Consider the following 18,125-nt stretch of genomic DNA (forward strand, 5'->3'; position numbering starts at 1 on the left):
CACATTGATGGTTGGTGTTGCTGGTGGTCGTCCGGTTATTGGGCTGCTTCTGAATACCGAGACTGGTGAGTTTGCTGTGTTGCAGGCCGATCAGCTGGACCATGTGACTGGTAATGGTGAGAACACTGCCCTTCAGCTTCTCAATGGTGATGAGCTTGCTGCCATCGACTTTGGTTCTGTGATTGTTGCGACAGATGGGGACGGGGACACTGTTGCTCTGGACGGCAAGTTGGATGTGACCGTTGTTGATGACATCCCTGCGCCAGAACTTTGGGTTGATGATCATATTCGCATTGACGAGACCCAAGGGCCGCATAGTGACAACATTCCACCTTGGATCGGTTCTGATACATTCAAAGATGTTACGAATACGGGTAGCGATTTTGATTTGAATGGCCCCATCTATGCTCGAAATGACGTCCTGGATGGGTCCTTGAATGTAGGAGCTGATGAAGCCGGCAGCTACGAAGTCACTCTCGAAATTGCCAGTGATGGTATTTCATCTGGTCTGTTTACGACTGAAGGTGATGAAATCTTCCTCTCTGAAGAGAATGGGATGATTGTTGGTCGTCTTGCCGGGGGGAATGGCCGCCCTGAGGGACTAGCTGTTTTTGCTATCCATGTGCATCAAAATGGTGATGTGTCTATGGTTCAGTACATGTCTATCAAGCATCCAGATACGACGTCTTCTGATGAGTATGTGTCACTTGATGGCAAGGTAACAGCAGTTTTGACTGTTACGGATGAAGATGGCGACGTGGTTTCCACGCGAGTGCAGATTGGTGAGCATCTGACGTTTGATGATGACGGCCCGCACATTCATGACTTCGCCGTAACTGGTGAAATTGTAGAGCTGGATGAGACTGCAGGACAGCAACTTGATGAAGTTGTTGCTGCCCCAGATTCTGATATCCGTGCTTTGTTTGCCTCACTGGATAGTCAGGCTGCAAATGATCCGGATATGGAGACAATTTACGCTCACAATGTGAACTTGGTTGAAGCCAATATCTATATTGGAGCGGATGGAGTTGATGCACCGGAAGTCACCCTGGAAATTGCTGCTCAAGGCACAGATTCTGGTTTGCAAACGACAGATGGCTCTCAAATCAACCTTTATACTGAGGGAGATTTGATTGTTGGTCGTGCGGGTGATGCCAATGCTGCTGTTGTCTTTGCTGTCTCGATTGATGAGTACGGTAGCCTGAGTGTTGTTCAATACGCTTCTTTGAATCATGTTCAGAGTGAGAACGACCATACGCTGGACTTGGCAGGCAAAATCTCTGCTGTTTTGACCTTAACTGATGGAGATGGGGACACAGACACTGCATCTGTCGATATTGGTGACAAGATCATCTTCCATGATGATGAGCCCACTGCCACGGGAGCTGGTTCGAAGATCACAGTAAGCGAGGCAGATGATTTTGGCGTGGCGACTTCCGGCACACTTCAGTTTGAAGGTGGCTCAGATGGAGCTACCGTAACTGCTGCACGGATCGTTGATGATCAAGGATATGCACGCCGTATTGATCTGGAAGAACCTAAAGGTCAACGGAGTGACTTCCTGACTGTTGGCGGAGAGAAGGTCATTCTTTCCAGCACGACAGCACCAGATGGTGTGATCACCATTGAAGGGGCCACTGAAACTGGCGGTGCTACCGCATTTACTGTGATTGTCCAGCCTGATGGGGCCTATGAATTTACTCAGCACCTTGGTTTTGATCACCCAGATGTTGGTGAGGCTGGTAGTGACGATCGTATTGATCTGCGATTGCGTTTCACTGTCACAGATGGGGATGGTGACACATCAACTGCGACAGCTGTAATCTCTGTCGAAGATGATGAAGTTGCCCTTACAGGCGCGTCTCAAACAGCAACAGCGGATGAAGATGATATTGTCAACTTGAACTCTGGCGTGCAGGGGAATGCCCCTCGCGATGGGGATTTGGATGGCTCGACGACAGGTGAGAATGACAACAACGGACCAGCTTACCTGACTGATAATATCAGTGCTCTTGTCGATTTTGGCAATGATGGCGGCGCGTTTGATATCTCAACTGATGCGGTTGCGAGTTTAACACAGATGGCTCTCACTTCAGGTGGTGAACCGCTGTCCTATGTGGTGATTGGTGACAAGATTGTCGGTTACGTCGAAACTGATGGCAACACAGAGTACAGTTTCCAGAATGATCGCCCAGTGTTCTCGCTGGACCTGACATCAGACAGTGGTGATGTGGTCTTCAAGCTGTTTGATCAACTGGATCATGTTGCTGGCAATGGTGAGAATAATGTTCAGCAACCCCTAGTGATCGACTTTGGATCCGTGATTGATGCGGTTGATGGCGATGGTGATAGCGTTAATCTTGCTGGAAAATTCTCTATCAAGATTGTTGATGATGTGCCTATCATCGATAGCAGCTCTTATGAGACAAATCTTGTTGTCAACGGTTCCTTTGAAGAGCCGGATATTGGATCTTCTGGACATAAAGCCATCGATACAATGTCTGGCTGGATGTCAACCAATGGAACCAAATTTGAGCTGCACTCCGACAGCTTCAGTCCATCATCTGATGGGGATCAGTATCTGGAACTGGATAAGGATGGAGCCGATTCTGGTAAAGTTGATGGTATTTACCAGAATATCCAGACGGAAGCGAATACGCAGTATGAGTTGACATTTGACCTTGCTGATCGGGCCGGCAATGGTCCAACCAGTGATGTGAGGGTGCTTTGGAATGGTGTTGAGGTTGGTGAGTACTCAACCAACAGCACTGACTGGACAACTATTACTCTCAATGTAGTCGGTACTGGTCAATCAGTTGGTGATCGTCTTGAGTTTATTGAGCTGACGGCGCTCGACCAAAACAACGGCCTTGGCACCTATCTGGATGACATTCAGCTTCACAAAGTTGGGCTTGTCGTTGATGAGGCAGACCTTGCTAGCGGGAATGCAGAAGTCTCTGGCAGCCTGCACATCAATTGGGGGACTGATGATGCCGACAGTGATGTTGCTTCTCCTGTGCATGGTTCCGATCGCAGCGTTTCCTTTATCAATGTTACAGATGGGGAGCAGGGGAAGACTGGTGGCAACATAGCACTTGAATCAGCAGGTGCTCCTGTCTTGCTCCAAGCGTTTGGCGCTGTTCTGATTGGCTACACCGGTATGGCTCCTGCGGATGCCAATGATCTGAGCAATGCAGTCTTCAAAGTGACATTGTCTGATGATGGTTCAGGTACGTATACATTTGAACTGCTTGGACAGCTGGATCATGAAGGTGATGAAGGAAAAGATCTTTCTTTGTCCTTCGATTTTGAGGCGAAGGACAGCGATGGTGATAGCGTTTCTGGCGACTTTACCGTCAACATCCTTGACGATGTGCCAGCAGGTGCCGCTGATAATGTGATTGGCTCTGAAGATGTTGCATTCGATATCAATGTTCTGAGCAATGATGCTGTTGGGGCTGATAAAGACGCAACAGTTCTACTTGAAAACGCTGGGGTTACTGTTAAGGGCGGCAGTGTTGTTGTGAACTCTGATGGCACTGTGAGGTACTCACCTGTTGCCGACTTCAACGGGCAGGATAGCTTTAGCTACCGTATTGAAGATGCTGATGGTGATGTTTCTGATGTGATCACTGTGACAGTTGATGTCACTCCAGTGAATGATCGTCCAGTCCTGACTGTTACAAATGTTCAGTCCAATTTTGCAGAAAATGGGGTCGGACCGGTTGCTGAATTTAGTGCCTTTGATGTTGATGGCGATGCGCTGACATACTCCTTGACGGGTGAAGATGCTCATTTGTTCGAAATCAGAGGCAGTGAAGTTTACTTCAAAGCTGCACCTGATTTCGAGAACCCATTGGATGTGGACGCTGATCAAGACTACAACTTCAATATCGTTGCGAGTGATGGAACTGAAGACGCGAGCGAAGATGTTGAAGTGTCTGTGACAAATCAGGCTGCTGAACTAAATCTGTTCTTCAAGCCAGGTAGTTCGGACAAACTCAAAGTCAGAGATGATTTTGAGGAGCACAACGGTTCCTACGATTATGGTCATGGACATAGCAACGGTGTTGTTACTTGGACTGGAGCGTGGATTGAGAACGGAAACCTTGATGGGGATTCCGATTATGGAGATGTTTATGTTCCGCAGCAGGGCGGAGCGATCTCCGGTCATCTTTACTTCCCCTCTTGGACACCAAATGGTGAGGGATCCGTTTCCAGATCGGTTGATCTGACGAATGGAGAAAATCTAAAGCTGGAGGTTTCAGTTGGAAACCGTCTGGAATTCGGTGATGATCAGTTCGATCTTTTGATTGAATGGGATGGCGGAAGCGCTCGTATCCCAATGTTTGATCAATCGACGCAGAGCAGAAGCGAAGTCATTACGATTGACATAAGCAATCTGCCTGGTTGGAACCCTTCTGAAACTACGATCACTTTTGAAGTGTCTGGTATGGAAGGAACGGACGATTATGCCCGAGTTCTCGATGTGAAGATCACTGGAGACAATGTTATTGATCCTACGACCGAGTATGACATTGACTTTACTCTTGGTGGGGAAGGTGTTGCGATTGCTGATATGCTTGGCGTTAATGATGCCGATAATGACAACTCCAACGATCAACTTTCCAGTGCAGTCATAACGCTAAAGAATTATCAGCAGGGGGATGCTCTGAGTTATCTCCCACAGGGAGCGTTCTCTGGTATCTCTGCCAGGGCAGCAGTCGTAGGTGGCAATCTGGTTCTGACTCTCTCTGGAGATGCAAGTTACGCAGCATATGTTGCGGCAATCAAATCCATTGAATTCAACACCTCTTCAGACATTGACACGAGAACTATTGAAATGGTTGTCAGCAATGGCGCTGAAGAAAGTGGTGTTGCAACCACAACGGTCAATGTGATTGAGAATGCGGATAATCCAAATACCATCGTTGTCGATTATAATGAGCCTGCCTATTCTCAGAACAAGTATTACGAGAATGATCCAGACAAGAACTCAGGGTGGCATTATCGCTTAAATGGTACCGATCAGAACGACAGAATTGAAGGGCAGGGCAACTGGCATAATGATCTGTCTGGCGGTGATGGCAATGATCTTTTGATTGGGGATGATTGGCATCCGTCAAGTAGCCGCAACTATTCTGATACGTTCAATGGTGGTGCGGGTTATGACCGGATGACCAGCGGTAGTGAAGATGATCTTGATGCATTCATCTTCGACGTTCTGGATGGAAGTTTTGATACAATCACCGACTTTGATGGCACGGCTCAGGGGGAAACAGATCAAAACGTTGATCGCCTCGATATTTCGGATCTCCTGAACAAGGCTTTCGGAAATGATGAAGTTGATGCTGCAGAAGCTGGTCAGTACGTGAAGATCCAGGAAAATGGTTCTGGAAGTGATGTGCTTGTTGATGTGGATGGGGCTGCCAATGGCGAGAACTGGTCGAAGATCGCTCACCTTGATAACATCAGCAATACAGACACCATTAAGGTGGTGCTGGATGATGATGGCTCTTACAGTCAAGTAGACGTTGTGGCCTAAGAAAAAGCCGGGTCTCATATGAGACCCGGCTTTTCGTATGTTTGTACAGTAAGTGCTCTACTGTTTGTTGAGCGATGGCTTACTGCCTCGCGTTTGCTTCGCGGACGACCCAGGCTGTCTGATCGCCATATATCGCGACAGAGTATCCTTCATACTCGCGGATCAAAGCACCCAGCTCGCCGACAGCAAGGAGGCGGCTGCTTTGATCAATGGACTGGCCGATTTTGTAGCGGTTGTTTTCGCTGTTCAAAACATAACGCTCGCCGATCAGGCTCGCTCCGGTGACAGTCAGAGACGGAGATGAGAGGTCCCGCGTCAGGAAGCTGATGAAACCAGGGTTTCGCAAGCTCTCTCTGATGAAGTTGGAGTAGGGGATCAAATCAATGTTGTTGCTTTTTTCTGATTTGATCAGGCAGTCGCGTGTTGCAGCTGGATTGACTGCAGCTTCCAAAATGTAGCGCTGGCGTTCCTCTGGAAACGTTGTGAGAGCGAGGCTTTCGCTGCTGCTTAGGATATCGAGCCACAGTACAGTCACAGGGATCTGTGAGACTGGCACTGAGAGGTTCTCAGAGCAGAGAGGTCCCTCAGACGGCGGCGTTACAAGCAAGGGCAGGAAGTTCTTTTTTAGCTCTTCAGGTATCACGCCTTTGGCCTTAGCGGATTCCATCCAAGCAAGGAACACGACTTCAGCTGCTTCGTTAAGCTCAGGATCGTCCAGGGCGACGTTTTGGAACCGGACATCCGCTTTACTTTGAGAGATTACGCCCTGTTGCTTTTCGCTTTTAGCTTCCAACTTTCCGTTTGTCGTCTGCTGGCCTGCATCTGTTTCTTCTAACACTGTCGGCTGACTGGTTGGTGACGTTGATGCTTGAGCGGATGCAATGCCGATGCTGCTTAGCAAACGTTCAGTTGCTTTTTGAAGCGGTGTTGCAGGTGCTTCAGGGCCAGTTTTGCGTTGTCCTGCCGCATTGCTCTTGGCGAGGCGGCTGGAAGATTTTTGATTGGGTTGGCTAGGTACAAAACCGTCTTGCTGTTTGATTGCCCGCGCCAGTTCCAATACTTTGGTTTGGCGTTCTTCTACCGGTTCATTCGTGAGTGGATCAACAGCAGCAAGCAAAGGCTCAATACCACCATCAAAGTTGGCTTTGAGATCTACGACCTGTCCGTTTTCCTGAACCAACTTGACGAGAGAACGCAGTGGAATAAACGTAGCGTACTGCCTGGAGTATGAGCGTAAGAAGCCAGACCAGCGATCAATGTCCTGGCTTGCTATGATACCGCTGACTTCAAGAGTTTCATCGTCGAGACGGAAGATGATGGTGTCATCAATCAAAGCACGCTTGGCCAGCTTGCGCACATCCAGAAGATAATCATCTGCAGTTTTGATGTTTGATGTTACGCCGGAGATGCCATTCAACCCGCGTAGGTCCGCGATTAGCTGGTCAGCACTTGTTTTATTGAGAACAGAACCGCTCAGGGTTAACTCTCCGTCATCCGCAAGTGCGAAGCTTACGTTGGATCCGCGAGATTGCAGATAACCGGCAATATCTTTCTTCAGCGTTTCGATCACGCGCACGCGCAAGCGGACAGGTACTTCAGTGCGTTCTACTGCCTCTGTGATTGCCCGGCGCTGAACAGGTTCGCTGACATAGCCTGTCAGATAGATCTGATCATCCACGTCCTGACGCAGGCTCAGTCTTTCTGCAAAGGGGAGATCTGCCAGAGCGATACGCACTGCTTCAATGCCGCCATTCGGGAGGGCACTTGCTGTGCGAGGAGATATTTTGCCTGAGCCAACGAGGTAAAACCCACCCAGAACGACGGCGCTTGCAACTGTTGCAAAAGCTATGCGTTTGCGGTGTTTTGCTATTGGAGCGAATATCGCGTCAACGTGCTTTGCATTCTCGCCAAGGATTGAGTTTGCAGCAGAGTTCTCTGCTGTTTGCTCGTCATCTTCATGGGGAGCATTCAATGCTTTGCTTAGTGTTGCCCATTGAGCGTTTTTGGCGCCAAGTGCAATTTTGATGACACCAATGCTGATGACATCAAGAGGCTCAATCTCGACCCATTCGTCATTGCCACTACTTAGAGAGACACCGTTTTCTGTCCGGACATCTCCTGCCTTTGCAGAGATTTCGATTTTGTTGTCTTGCAGGCGTAGCTGCATATGGCTTGCGGCAACGCTCAGATCTGCCAGTTGCAAATCGTCGTTTCTGTCCGAACCAAGTGTATACTCACCCGGCTCGAGCATGACTTCCGCGCCAGCCTGTTGGCCTACAAGAATTTTGAGGATGAGTTTACCCATTCGCCGTCCCACCTAAACAAGCGCTGGAGTTCGCCAGATTGACTATTTGCCAAAAGCGAACTGGAAAATGCCATGGAATGTCAGCGTTCGGGAAGACCGAACCTGTCTCATGGACCTGAATATACAAAGGCTCTCTTCCACACTCGCTTTGGCAACCGGAAGAGAGCCTTTTAAAAAGGTTTAGGCAATGTTACGTGCGCAGGCTTTAACCATATCGGCGTGCGCCTTCACCATGCTGGTTCGTGTCTGACCCATGGTGGTATAAGTGTTCACGAGCAGCTGCAGAGTGAACATTTTTTCGGTCTCAGCCAAGTTGGAGTTCTGAGCTTCAATGATCTTGTCATTGATCTTATCCATCTCGGTCTGAAAGCGAACGCTGATGTCGAGCGCGTTCATACCAGCTTTGTTTTCTAATGCTTTCTCAACGGTTGAAGTATACGGGGTATCTACACCTGTGACAAAACTGACCATTTTGAAACTCCTGCTTTTACGCGGCTCTAATTCTGGACTGGAAACTTGCGCAGGACGTCCTGTGCTGCAGTGATGCCGTTTATCACTGTTTGAATACGTTGGTAGTCCACCTCAGTTTGAGGCTCCTCGGATTTTTCACGTACCCAAGAGGAAAGAGCGTCCAATTTCTTTTCGAGTTTTTGGGCATGTTCTGAACCTTGCTGACTTTTTAAAGTCTCTTCCAGATCGGTGACATACATCTCGTTATTGGTGTTCTCGTCTTGCACGCGTTAGTCCTTTGTTTCAACGCTTCCAGCTTTTTTAAAAATTTGACTCATTATTGAGCAAGTTCCGTTCCAGCATTGTCCTATTCAGCACAGTGATAGAACGATCCTTAATTTTTATGATGCCAGCGCGCTCCCACTCTTTCAGGCGGCGGTTGATATTGCTGCGCGTTCCGCGTGCCATTGCGCCCAGATCACTCTGTGTAACGATTGCGCCAGAGATCACAGACTTGTCCTTTGGGTTATCGCCCGCAGGGGTACCAATCGACTCAAGCAAGCTGAGCAGCGCATGTGCCAGGCGAGCTGAGAGGCTTGGCAGTGACAAGCAGCGTGTTGATTCGATGTAGGAGCGATAGTGTTTCGCTACGACTACAGCCAGCGCGCGACAGATCTCGGCACTCTGCTCGTTGATGACATGAAATGCAGAGCGTCTGATTTTGTGAACGACTACGTTTCCTAACGCGCAAGCTGTATCTGCGTGAACAGATCGCTGAAAGACACCTAACTCGCCGAAGCTTTGGCCTGCTGTGATGATGGCATAAAGGAAGGTAGATCCATCTTCGCGCAAGTGACTTAAGCGAACATGTCCACTCTCAATGATGTAAAGAAATTCAGCATCATCTTCCTGAAGATAGATGTTCTCGCCGTTTGAGTAGGTTTGGCGAATTGCTGATTGCTCTAAAGATGCACATAATTCATCATTCAGCTCTTGAAACAATGCTGCGTTTTCTTTCCAGCTGCTTTCACCTGAGGATGAGGTGCCAGTATTATGAGCTCTTGATGCGCCTCTACCCAGGCTTGCATCATATACTGCCTTTTCCATAGAAATGTACCGTGTCCTCTTACTTAAATAAGTGCAGCTATTTTAGAGGATGAAGATATACTGGTCTCCGCAGAGCAAATATACTTCGTCTTTTTTTTATTATACTCTACCAATATTCCACCCCAATCTCACTCGTACACAATTGCGAAGAATTGTGCTTCAGAACACGGACAAAACTATAATTAAGACAGCTAATAAGCGAGTCAAGTCTGGCTGTCATCATCTAACTTATATTTTAATGGATATTGACTGTATCCCTCGGGATTGTGATTTTAAGTGCGAAAAAGTCACGATTTCCCTCCGTAATGTGAACAAGTGTGAGTCATTATAAGATTGAAACTGGTGTATACCTGCATGCACTGATTGTAGTTTTTATAGTGAACTCAATTCACCTATCAGATAATCGACCGTTTGCTCGAGTTTTGCAGGGCTAAGTTGTCCTGCTTCGTATAAAACCGCCAGATGTAACGTTCCATCTTTAGATTTCCCTGTATGCAGATTGGTTCCAATTTCAGGTTTGAAGCCAGCTCGGCTCAAAAGAGCTTCATTTGCTGAATTCTGGTCACCCGTTGTGGTTCGACCAAGGCTGACAACGACGCTGTTGCCACCTTCAACAGGGGTAAACGTCAGTTCACCGGATTGTGAAAGGAGGTAAGACAGACTTCCATCCATCTGCGGAGAAAAGGGGATCTTCATATTGTTTGCGAACGCTTCCAGGCTTGACTGGATGGCACTTGAAAACTGCATTCAATCCTCTCCTTTGTTCTTCCTTGGTTTCATGTTGCAGCAGCTATTTCATTAGCGATGACGGGTCAGTGAACAGTAGCTGACGCAGCGCTGAGCTGAGCAAAGTTATTAACCGGCGTAGCGTCGGTTGCTGTTTGATATTGCTCTTCTTCCAGGATCGTCAGCTGTTCTGATAGTACCAGTAATGTTTCGAGTTGCTGATTGCGGATGTTTTCGTTGGTGAGGATGGTGTCAGGAACCTCACGGTGCAATGCAAGCAGGTTGTTTGTGTAGTTCAATGATGCGCTGGCCCCAGCAGGGGCGAGTGGCGCAACAAGACTTTGTGCGTCAGCAGGTGATGTGACTGCTTTGCCCAGATAATGGAACAGTGAGCTTGCCAGCTTCTCTGTGCCCAGCTCTTCCACAACACGTGTGAACTCTGAGAAGCTGCGACCTGTCAGTTTGGTCGCGACATGCACACCCTCATAGACGGTTCGCAGGCTCTTCAGTTTGCCCAGCTCGGTCAGGACCGCTTCCAGATGAGCAGGCTCATCCTGGGTATCTGCAATTTCCAAGCCCTGACTTGCGGCGGTTGTAAACAGGTCCACAACATCATCAAAAGAGGTGAGGGGTGAGCTTTCATTGCCGTTTACATCGTGATGCTTTGAATGTGTGCGTGCGATCAGGTCATTGAACTTATCGAAGATGATTCCGAAGTTCGCTTCACTGCGCAGCATGTCGCGGTAGTGCTCGCGGATGACGGCAGGATCGGTTCCCAAGTCCTCGGCTTTGTCATGGGCAAGTTCCGCGACTGCAAAGCCTGCGCGCACATCACGTCCAGTCTCACCGCTTTCCATGTATTCGCGGGCATTGAGCAGAGCTCCCAAAAGAGCATCGTTTGCTCCTGTGGTCTCAAAATGTTCGATAGCGATCTGCAGGGCGGCATACTGGTGCGTTACGTCACCGTCAAACTGCTGCAGGAATGCGAATACGTCCTGAGGGGTGAGCTGTCCTGAGCCATCACCGTTGGTGCTCTGATTGTGCTGATAGTCCTGTAGCCGTTGAACCAAACCTTGCAGTTTATCCTGAGAGGGCATGTCAGGCAGCTTGTCGTAATAGTCGGCAATCCGTGTGATTGCTTCTATGTTAGCGCCTTGCCCTTGTCGGATTGAACGGCTTTCCAGTGATCTTTTGTCGAGGCGTGAGGACACGGCCTGGCCTAGCTCTTCAGCAGCATCTGTCAGTTTGGATGGATTGTTGAGCTGCATGACGCGCTCAGCGCGGCGCTGCCCTGTGGCTTCTGCAACCAGTGGAGCGCCAACTGGCGACTCAGCGTTGTGAGTGGCAATCGTTGATCTTAAGACCTCTAAGCTCATTGAAAAGTCCTCCGCTGATACTACGAATAAGAATATGTCATTTTCATACTTCTTTTAGTGAAATTGCTTTGTGTCGGGCGACACAAGTGGGCTCACCCATTTTGCTAATTCTGTCATTGCTAAATTTCGATTTTGAAGGTGTGTCGTTCGGAACAGCGGTGCCCCGGTCTGCCCGTTTATAGAGGGCGTATAGTGCTTTGATGGGAATGTTGTATGGCGAAGACCGGATCCAGCAAGGAAGAGTTGCTTCCCCAGTTCACTGTAAGTGGTGATGCAGGCGCGTTGAGTGCCTATTTGGATGATGCATTAAGCCTTTGTAACGCTGATAAGAACTGGCCTTCAGAAAATGAATGGCAAGATGTGTCTTACCAGATGGTTGCGAGCTTGCAGGAGTTGCTTGATCTTCCTGCCGTTCAGAAAGATCCGGTCGCGCTGAGCTTGATCAACGGACTGCTTGCTTCGAAGAGTTTTGATGACTTTTTGCAGGGGTATGATGCGATTGCTGAGCATTTCACGAAGCGATTGAAAGACAACGAAAATAATAGCGGTGCTGCGCGGTCTCAGTTTGCGAAGCCCCAAAAGAATGCGGGTCGTACTCGCCTTATTTTGTGATGTGAGGAGATGAAAATGATTAATGGTGTTGGCTCAGGCTCATCTACTACTGTAGACCCAGATACTCTTGCTCCTCCAAAAGATGACGACACAGCTAAAGCTGCCTCTGATGGTGCTGGTGATGGTGCTCAGGAAAGGGCGGCGCAGCAAGGTCCCGCGCTGCAGGCTGCAGAAACGCAGACCAGTGTTTGGGATAGTTTCTTATCCAACCTGCCGGAAGCCGATCCTGATTTTGAGAATCCTTTGTTGTCGATTCCAGGGACGACGAACTACGCGACCGACCCGAGTAAGTATAATGCTTATGTGGCCAGTGTTTTGGTGGATCCGGCTGATACTGTTGCTGATGAAGACTTGCCTGCGAACTATAGCAATCCGTCACCGCATGAATTTGTCTCCTGGCATCCGGCAGTTCAGCTGCGTTATTTGCGCGATAATTTCACTGAGGCGCAGATTCAGTCAGGAAACACAGTCATTGGTACAGGGTCCAATCAGGTTGGTGTAATTCGCTCCGATGATAAACGCAGTGTGACCATCGTGAATGAGTTGACAAAATCTCGTATTTTCCAGCTCTCGAAGACGGAGCAGGAGCGACTCGCAAACAACTCCATCTTTAAGACCAGAATTGCGCCGCTGTTGGATCTGCTGCCAAATGCAGATACAGACCTTGCTGCCAGCCGCGCTGTGATTACGGCCCAGATCGACAAAGAGATTAATGACGTTAAGAACAAGACGTTGACTAACAAAACCTCAAGCTCTGACCGTGATAAGTTCAATGAGGACAAGCAGGCCTACGTCAAGCAGTTGGAAATGCTGAGAGATAATGTTCCTAATACCGGAATTTATGCTCGTTCAGATCTGGCTACCGAAATGCAGGAAATTGTGAAGCGTTTTGAGCGGGCGCATGCTTATTTTGATGTGAAGACACCAAATCTGGCTAATCCAGCGCGGAACTCGAGAGATGTTCTAACGCCAGATAATAATGCCTCGATCAACCGTGGTTATGCTGTTTTTATCGAGCAAGAGCAGCGTATTCTAGCAATCAAGCAAGCTGAGCAGCAGATGTTATCTGCTGGTGGTATCACAAACTCGGATGGTACAATTTCCCGGTTGGATTTGCCGACGCTGGTGGCGCTCATTCAGAATCAGGCCAGTTTGAAACAGCAGGCGATCATTACAATGAGAACAGAGCAGCTCACCCAGCTCAACCAGTTGTCTCAGGCCTATGCGGAAATGCAGCGTATTGTGAACGAAGCACTGAAGAAGTTCAATGATACCGGAAAGGACGCGGATAAAGAAAAGCACTCTCTTTCTGTGTCTTTTGATAATCCTAGCCAGTTCAGTACTGCTGTTGCGTATATGTTTGAAGACTTTGCTTCGGGTAAGCCGCACCCTGTTGAGAAGGAATTTAATATTACCCGGCCAACGCATGACATGATTAACAATAGTAACGGAAGCAAAAACTCCTTTAAGCGGACGCAGTGGGAACGCTTCTCAACGCAGTTGAGTGATGCGGTTACGCTTCTGAACCCTCAGTTGCTGACCAATGATATCAATCAGGATAACCGTGAACAGAACCGTTCGTACGAGCAGGCGACTGGTACTGTACGCCGTAGTTTTGATCTGAATATTCAGATTGCGCGTGGCTTCTCTTAAAAGCTTTTTTTTGTGATGGCAGCTCTGGCAGGTAAGTCAGGGCTGCGTTTTATTTTGACTGGGTACGGGATTCGGAATGCGGGTTGCATCGATTACAATTGGCGTGAATGAGGTTTCCAACTGGAAGGTTGAAGACCAGGTTCAATTGCCAGAGGGCAAAAAGCTTGCTCCTGTATTTTTGCCAGAAGTGCGGCCCTTAAATGAGGTCTTGTACCGTCCGACACTGGATGAGCGCCTACCTTCTCTTTTATTGCCGGATTTATCTGAAACAGACATTCTTTTGCCGACTGAGTTGAGCGAAATGCGCAAGGAGCTTCAGCGTTTGTTTGCTGCGGCAGCTTTGCGTGAGCAGGGTGAGCAGCAGCGTGTTCTAAAAGGTGTTGCAGACCTGTTGATGGGTGATGTGTTGCTTGATGAAGACCTGCAGGCAGCCCTTGCCATGTTGTTGCAAGGGTAAATTTGATGACAGCGCTCAACAGTCGGCAGCGAGACTTCCTTCTTCTCAGTATCTACATCATGACGCAAAACTGCAAATATGCAGAGGCGCTCACTATGGTGCAGGGTATGATGGTGATGGAAGATCATTCCAAAGACGTGCTTCTGGCCCGGACGGTTCTGCTTTTCCTTCTCAACCGTTTTGACCTGGCACTTGAAAGTCTGCGGGAGTTGGACCTGCTGGATCCACTTGAGCAGTTTGGTAAGTATACGCGTAGTGATGAGCAGTCCATGCGTCATTACATTCGAGCGCGTTGCCTTTATACGCTCCACGATGCTGATAAGGCTAAGGATGCGATTGATATCTATCTTGGCAACCGCCGGCAGAAACTCTCCCAATAACTCCAGATTGTGATCGAAGGGGAAGGTTTGTTTCTTCCTCTTATGCAGGCTGAGCTGCCTTTTGTTGGTGGCAGATCAGCCTGTTGGTTGTGCTCACATGTTCGTGATGCATAAAAATCACTGCACAATGCGTATTGCCTATTCTTGTGTTCTGTTTGGCACAGAACACCTTCTGATTGCGCTCTATTGTTTTCTTAAATGCTGAATTAGTCAGAGATAAAGAAAGGGCGCCATGTCACTTCTCGATATGCCCAAACAGTCACCAGAGCTCTTTGCTGAGACGATTAAAGAGATCGCTGAGCCGCTCGTTGAGCATCTTGATTCACTGGGTTTCAAGGATGAAAAATTCTATCAGTTGATGAAGCAGGGTGTCTCCATATCCGAGATGCTGGGTTTGTCAGAGGAGGAGCTCGCAGCTGTCTATGAGATGGCTCGCCGGAACATCTCTGTCGGTCAGGTCGAGAAGGCGAAGTCGCTCTTTATTATGCTGGTGCAGATTGCTCCGATGGAAGAGCAGTACACCTATGGCCTTGCGATGACCTATCAGATTCAGGGCGACGTTCGCATGGCCGTGAAGCTCTATCTGCATTTCATCAGTATGGATGCGACCAACCCGCAGGGGTATCTGCGTCTTGGTGAATGTCTGCTGGCTGCAAAGGAATACCAGGAAGCTGGTGACGCGTTTGAAGCCGCACTGCGCATGTTTGATGATCCCGTCAAAAATTATGACGACAAGAAGTATGCGCAAACCATGATGAAAAGCGCACGCCAAAAACTGGTCTGACAACAGTTTTGATCTCAATTATTTAAGCATGGAGAATAGATATGGAGCTTCCTAAAGGTCTGGGCCTTGGTCTGAATAGCAACAGTCTGGGCGATATTTTTGATACGACCTCTGAAATGGCTGGCAAAGCTGGTGATGTAAAAGGTGCAGGTAAGATTGGTCCGGGAGCACTTGCATCTGTTGGTGGTACGCCGATGATTGCGACCATTGCGTTTGCGCAGCACATCACGCGCCTTTCAAACAGCCTTACTCAGGTTGGTCCTGACACTCCGCTGACCACTTCCAGCTTCCAGGATATTGAAGTGCTTGTTGCGTCCGTGCTGGACAAAATGCAGGGTACTCAGGAAGCCGTTGAGAAGAACAAAGTGGGTCTTACCCAAGCGAAGCAGAAGGGTGCTTTGCAGGATAAGGCGATCAAGCTTGAAGAGTCTATCCGCAAGCAGGAAGAAGCTGAGAAGAAGCAAAAAGGTCTCAGCATCTGGCAGAAGATCTCTCTGGCATTTCAGTGGGTTGCTGCGGCGATTTCCATTGTGGCCGGCACAATTCTGGCGGTTATTCCAGGACTGCAGGTTGTCGGGGCGTTTATGATTGCTGCCGGCGTGGTGCAACTTGCCATGGCCATTGATGCCACGGTGCAGGCCGCGACTGGCCAAAGTATCGCCGGACACATTGCTGTGGCCGCTGGTGCGGATGAAGAAACCGTCATGAAGGTTGATATTGCCATGAAAGTGGTTGCAGCCGTTGTCGGTATCACTCTGGCTGCTGCGTCCTTCTTTATTCCGGGTGCTCAGGCAGGCAGTGTTGGCGCGATGATCCAGGCGATCTCTTCCATCACTTCCGCGATCATTCAGATCGGTAGTAGTGCCGGTGCGATTGCAGCGGGTGCTGTTTCTTACACAGCTAGCCAGGACGTTGCGCAGTCCAAGGAACTGCAGGCAGATGCCGCTGACCTTGATGCGTTTATCCAGTTGCTCAGTCAGATCATCGATCAGCTGCTCTCCATTTTAACCAAGGCAGGCGAACAGTTCGCTGACGCGTTGGATGGAACCGTGAGTTCCATGAATGAGCGTGCTGATACGCTGGGTAGAACAAAGTTTGCAGGTTAAAAGGAGGTATTTATGTCAGCAACCGTAGGTGCCAGTTACAATCGTGATTATCTGCCGCCCAGTTTCTTTCAGGACGGCAAACTTGCCGTTTCTGAAGAGCGGGCAACGGAGTTCCAGCAGAGCGTAGAAGCGCGTCTGGCAACTTTGCCACCAGAGCATCACGGAACATTCCTGTCACTCGTGTCTTTGCCGCAGTTTGCTGCAAGTGCGAATTTTGACAAGGCGACAACGGACGAGGCGCTGGGTCGTCTGGAAGCGGCGACTGTTGCGATCGGTTCTCTCGACAAGGTCGACAGCACAGGCAACCTGTCTCGTCTGATTGCACAGGCTCTTTACAAGTCTGCTGTCAATCAGCGCAATAACGAGCTCGAGTCCCGTTTGATTGCACGTGAGACTGTGAAGACGCAGATGCACGCTCAGGCTGGGAAGAGCCGCGATGCTGCTGAAGAGACCCGTACAGGTGCGATTATCAGTCTTGTTGTGACTGTTGTTTCTTCTGCTGTCTCCATCGTGATGTCTGCTGTTGCGATTGGTAGTGCTGCAAAAGGCTTGGGTGCGGCGAAGAACTCTGCAAATGCCAACTCGCAGGCTGGCAAGATGGATGCGAAAGCAGCTGATGTTGCACCGGGCAAGGGTGGCAAGCTGAATGACTTCTATTCGCAGCGTGCTGGTGATTACCGCGCGCAAGCGAAAGGTTTTGATGCTGTCGCAAGTGCATCCGGATCTCGTGCACAGTCCATCGCGACGATCGGTGGCGTTGCCAACACCTTGGGTAACACGACCTCTCAAGGTGCGAGTGCGTTCACTCAGGCAAATGCAAAAGAAGATGAAGCGATTTCTCAGGAGCTGGCAGCAGCTGCTGAAGAGGTTCGTAAGGAGAATGATCAGGCTGAATCCATCCAGAAAGCTCTGGACGACATCATCCGTGCGATCATTCAGTTCCTGAAAGAATCTCGCGAAATCGAAAACGAACGGGCGGCTGCGATTACTCGCGGTTAAGCCACAAAAGCAGGTGTGCGTTTATTACCCTCAACGCACACCTGTTTTTTCGCGTTTGGCGACTGATTGCTGATCTTGCGCATGGCAGAGAGGATTTCTCGTGTTCTCCTTAAACTTTTCAGGGTGCTTGGATAAGCTCTGGCGAAAGCTGAGATTAGGTGCACCGATTTTCTCCGAGCAGAACACCGCTTCGATGAATGTTGATGGTGTTCAACTCGTGTTTTCTGATGCCCTTGATGGGGGTGGTATTGAAGTCACGACGGTTATTGGCTCACTGAGTGAAACGGTGGGAACCCGAGGCCGACAGATTGAAGATATCCTGCATTTAAATCTGGCCTGCCTGTCGCAGTTCAGAACGCTGGCTGTTTTACGCAAGGCTGATGATGGTGCCGAAGAGCTTGTGCTTTCGGTGAGCTTTCGCGGGTACACGGAGCTGGAGAAGCTGACTGGACTGGTCGAGGAACTCCTGTCTGTTGTGAGCCTTTATCAGCCACTGGTTTCTGCGGATGCAGGTGGTTATCAGGGCAATCCGTTGCTGGGTGCTGCGCAAACCTCTCTTTCTGATGAGCTGGATGGCGCCATGGTGTTTCACCTTTAATGCCGCGCTGCCGCTCTCAAACATTCT

General features: G+C 49.1%; 15 protein-coding genes. 9 read left to right on the forward strand and 6 right to left on the reverse strand.

The window, feature by feature from the left end:
* Positions 1-7 precede the first annotated feature (7 nt).
* Positions 8-5,545 (forward strand): DUF5801 repeats-in-toxin domain-containing protein, encoded by a 5,538-nt coding sequence (locus tag PsW74_RS23805; protein ID WP_063305878.1) that lies wholly within the window; start codon positions 8-10, stop codon positions 5,543-5,545.
* 79 nt (positions 5,546-5,624) lie between these two features.
* Here PsW74_RS23805 and PsW74_RS23810 read toward each other — a convergent pair whose 3' ends face one another.
* The 6 genes from PsW74_RS23810 to PsW74_RS23835 all read right to left on the reverse strand — a co-directional run bounded on the left by PsW74_RS23810 (position 5,625) and on the right by PsW74_RS23835 (position 11,509).
* Positions 5,625-7,850 (reverse strand): FHA domain-containing protein, encoded by a 2,226-nt coding sequence (locus PsW74_RS23810; protein ID WP_063289329.1) that lies wholly within the window; start codon positions 7,848-7,850, stop codon positions 5,625-5,627.
* Positions 7,851-8,030: 180 nt separating this feature from the next.
* Positions 8,031-8,321 (reverse strand): hypothetical protein, encoded by a 291-nt coding sequence (locus PsW74_RS23815; RefSeq protein ID WP_057463700.1) that lies wholly within the window; start codon positions 8,319-8,321, stop codon positions 8,031-8,033.
* A 26-nt stretch (positions 8,322-8,347) separates the two neighbouring features.
* Positions 8,348-8,587 (reverse strand): EscE/YscE/SsaE family type III secretion system needle protein co-chaperone, encoded by a 240-nt coding sequence (locus tag PsW74_RS23820; RefSeq protein ID WP_063289328.1) that lies wholly within the window; start codon positions 8,585-8,587, stop codon positions 8,348-8,350.
* A 34-nt stretch (positions 8,588-8,621) separates the two neighbouring features.
* Positions 8,622-9,407 (reverse strand): Crp/Fnr family transcriptional regulator, encoded by a 786-nt coding sequence (locus PsW74_RS23825; protein WP_057463702.1) that lies wholly within the window; start codon positions 9,405-9,407, stop codon positions 8,622-8,624.
* A gap of 372 nt (positions 9,408-9,779) precedes the next feature.
* On the reverse strand, positions 9,780-10,154 hold the full coding sequence (locus PsW74_RS23830) for a hypothetical protein (protein WP_063289327.1): 375 nt from the start codon (positions 10,152-10,154) through the stop codon (positions 9,780-9,782).
* Positions 10,155-10,219: 65 nt separating this feature from the next.
* On the reverse strand, positions 10,220-11,509 hold the full coding sequence (locus PsW74_RS23835; RefSeq protein WP_063289326.1) for an HrpJ domain-containing protein: 1,290 nt from the start codon (positions 11,507-11,509) through the stop codon (positions 10,220-10,222).
* A gap of 213 nt (positions 11,510-11,722) precedes the next feature.
* On the opposite strand from PsW74_RS23835, the gene PsW74_RS23840 reads away from it, so the two are divergent.
* The 8 genes from PsW74_RS23840 to PsW74_RS23875 all read left to right on the forward strand — a co-directional run bounded on the left by PsW74_RS23840 (position 11,723) and on the right by PsW74_RS23875 (position 18,098).
* Positions 11,723-12,121, forward strand: coding sequence for a hypothetical protein (locus PsW74_RS23840; RefSeq protein WP_063289325.1), 399 nt, complete (start codon positions 11,723-11,725; stop codon positions 12,119-12,121).
* 15 nt (positions 12,122-12,136) lie between these two features.
* On the forward strand, positions 12,137-13,774 hold the full coding sequence (locus PsW74_RS23845) for a hypothetical protein (protein ID WP_208980995.1): 1,638 nt from the start codon (positions 12,137-12,139) through the stop codon (positions 13,772-13,774).
* Between the two features lie 76 nt (positions 13,775-13,850).
* The gene (locus tag PsW74_RS23850; RefSeq protein WP_063289323.1) at positions 13,851-14,231 is read left to right on the forward strand and encodes a hypothetical protein; all 381 of its coding nucleotides are present in this window, start codon (positions 13,851-13,853) and stop codon (positions 14,229-14,231) included.
* Positions 14,232-14,236: 5 nt separating this feature from the next.
* On the forward strand, positions 14,237-14,611 hold the full coding sequence (locus PsW74_RS23855) for a hypothetical protein (RefSeq protein WP_057463707.1): 375 nt from the start codon (positions 14,237-14,239) through the stop codon (positions 14,609-14,611).
* A 232-nt stretch (positions 14,612-14,843) separates the two neighbouring features.
* A complete protein-coding gene (locus PsW74_RS23860; RefSeq protein WP_063289322.1) occupies positions 14,844-15,395 on the forward strand; it encodes a hypothetical protein in 552 nt (183 codons plus the stop codon).
* 41 nt (positions 15,396-15,436) lie between these two features.
* Positions 15,437-16,501 (forward strand): hypothetical protein, encoded by a 1,065-nt coding sequence (locus PsW74_RS23865; RefSeq protein WP_063289321.1) that lies wholly within the window; start codon positions 15,437-15,439, stop codon positions 16,499-16,501.
* A gap of 12 nt (positions 16,502-16,513) precedes the next feature.
* Positions 16,514-17,500, forward strand: coding sequence for a hypothetical protein (locus PsW74_RS23870; RefSeq protein ID WP_063289320.1), 987 nt, complete (start codon positions 16,514-16,516; stop codon positions 17,498-17,500).
* Positions 17,501-17,627: 127 nt separating this feature from the next.
* Entirely contained in the window at positions 17,628-18,098 is a 471-nt protein-coding gene (locus PsW74_RS23875; RefSeq protein ID WP_063289319.1) for a hypothetical protein, read from the forward strand.
* Positions 18,099-18,125 lie beyond the last annotated feature (27 nt).

Origin of the sequence: Pseudovibrio sp. W74 (assembly GCF_001623085.1) — a bacterium.
Taxonomy (GTDB): Bacteria; Pseudomonadota; Alphaproteobacteria; order Rhizobiales; family Stappiaceae; genus Pseudovibrio.

What these genes read in the sequence shown, in the direction of transcription:
- PsW74_RS23805 (WP_063305878.1), top strand. Translation starts at nt 8, where the DNA reads ATGGTTGGTGTTGCTGGTGGTCGTCCGGTTATTGGGCTGCTTCTGAAT.
- PsW74_RS23810 (WP_063289329.1), bottom strand. Translation starts at nt 7,850, where the DNA reads ATGGGTAAACTCATCCTCAAAATTCTTGTAGGCCAACAGGCTGGCGCG.
- PsW74_RS23815 (WP_057463700.1), bottom strand. Translation starts at nt 8,321, where the DNA reads ATGGTCAGTTTTGTCACAGGTGTAGATACCCCGTATACTTCAACCGTT.
- PsW74_RS23825 (WP_057463702.1), bottom strand. Translation starts at nt 9,407, where the DNA reads ATGGAAAAGGCAGTATATGATGCAAGCCTGGGTAGAGGCGCATCAAGA.
- PsW74_RS23830 (WP_063289327.1), bottom strand. Translation starts at nt 10,154, where the DNA reads ATGCAGTTTTCAAGTGCCATCCAGTCAAGCCTGGAAGCGTTCGCAAAC.
- PsW74_RS23835 (WP_063289326.1), bottom strand. Translation starts at nt 11,509, where the DNA reads ATGAGCTTAGAGGTCTTAAGATCAACGATTGCCACTCACAACGCTGAG.
- PsW74_RS23840 (WP_063289325.1), top strand. Translation starts at nt 11,723, where the DNA reads ATGGCGAAGACCGGATCCAGCAAGGAAGAGTTGCTTCCCCAGTTCACT.
- PsW74_RS23845 (WP_208980995.1), top strand. Translation starts at nt 12,137, where the DNA reads ATGATTAATGGTGTTGGCTCAGGCTCATCTACTACTGTAGACCCAGAT.
- PsW74_RS23850 (WP_063289323.1), top strand. Translation starts at nt 13,851, where the DNA reads ATGCGGGTTGCATCGATTACAATTGGCGTGAATGAGGTTTCCAACTGG.
- PsW74_RS23855 (WP_057463707.1), top strand. Translation starts at nt 14,237, where the DNA reads ATGACAGCGCTCAACAGTCGGCAGCGAGACTTCCTTCTTCTCAGTATC.
- PsW74_RS23860 (WP_063289322.1), top strand. Translation starts at nt 14,844, where the DNA reads ATGTCACTTCTCGATATGCCCAAACAGTCACCAGAGCTCTTTGCTGAG.
- PsW74_RS23865 (WP_063289321.1), top strand. Translation starts at nt 15,437, where the DNA reads ATGGAGCTTCCTAAAGGTCTGGGCCTTGGTCTGAATAGCAACAGTCTG.
- PsW74_RS23870 (WP_063289320.1), top strand. Translation starts at nt 16,514, where the DNA reads ATGTCAGCAACCGTAGGTGCCAGTTACAATCGTGATTATCTGCCGCCC.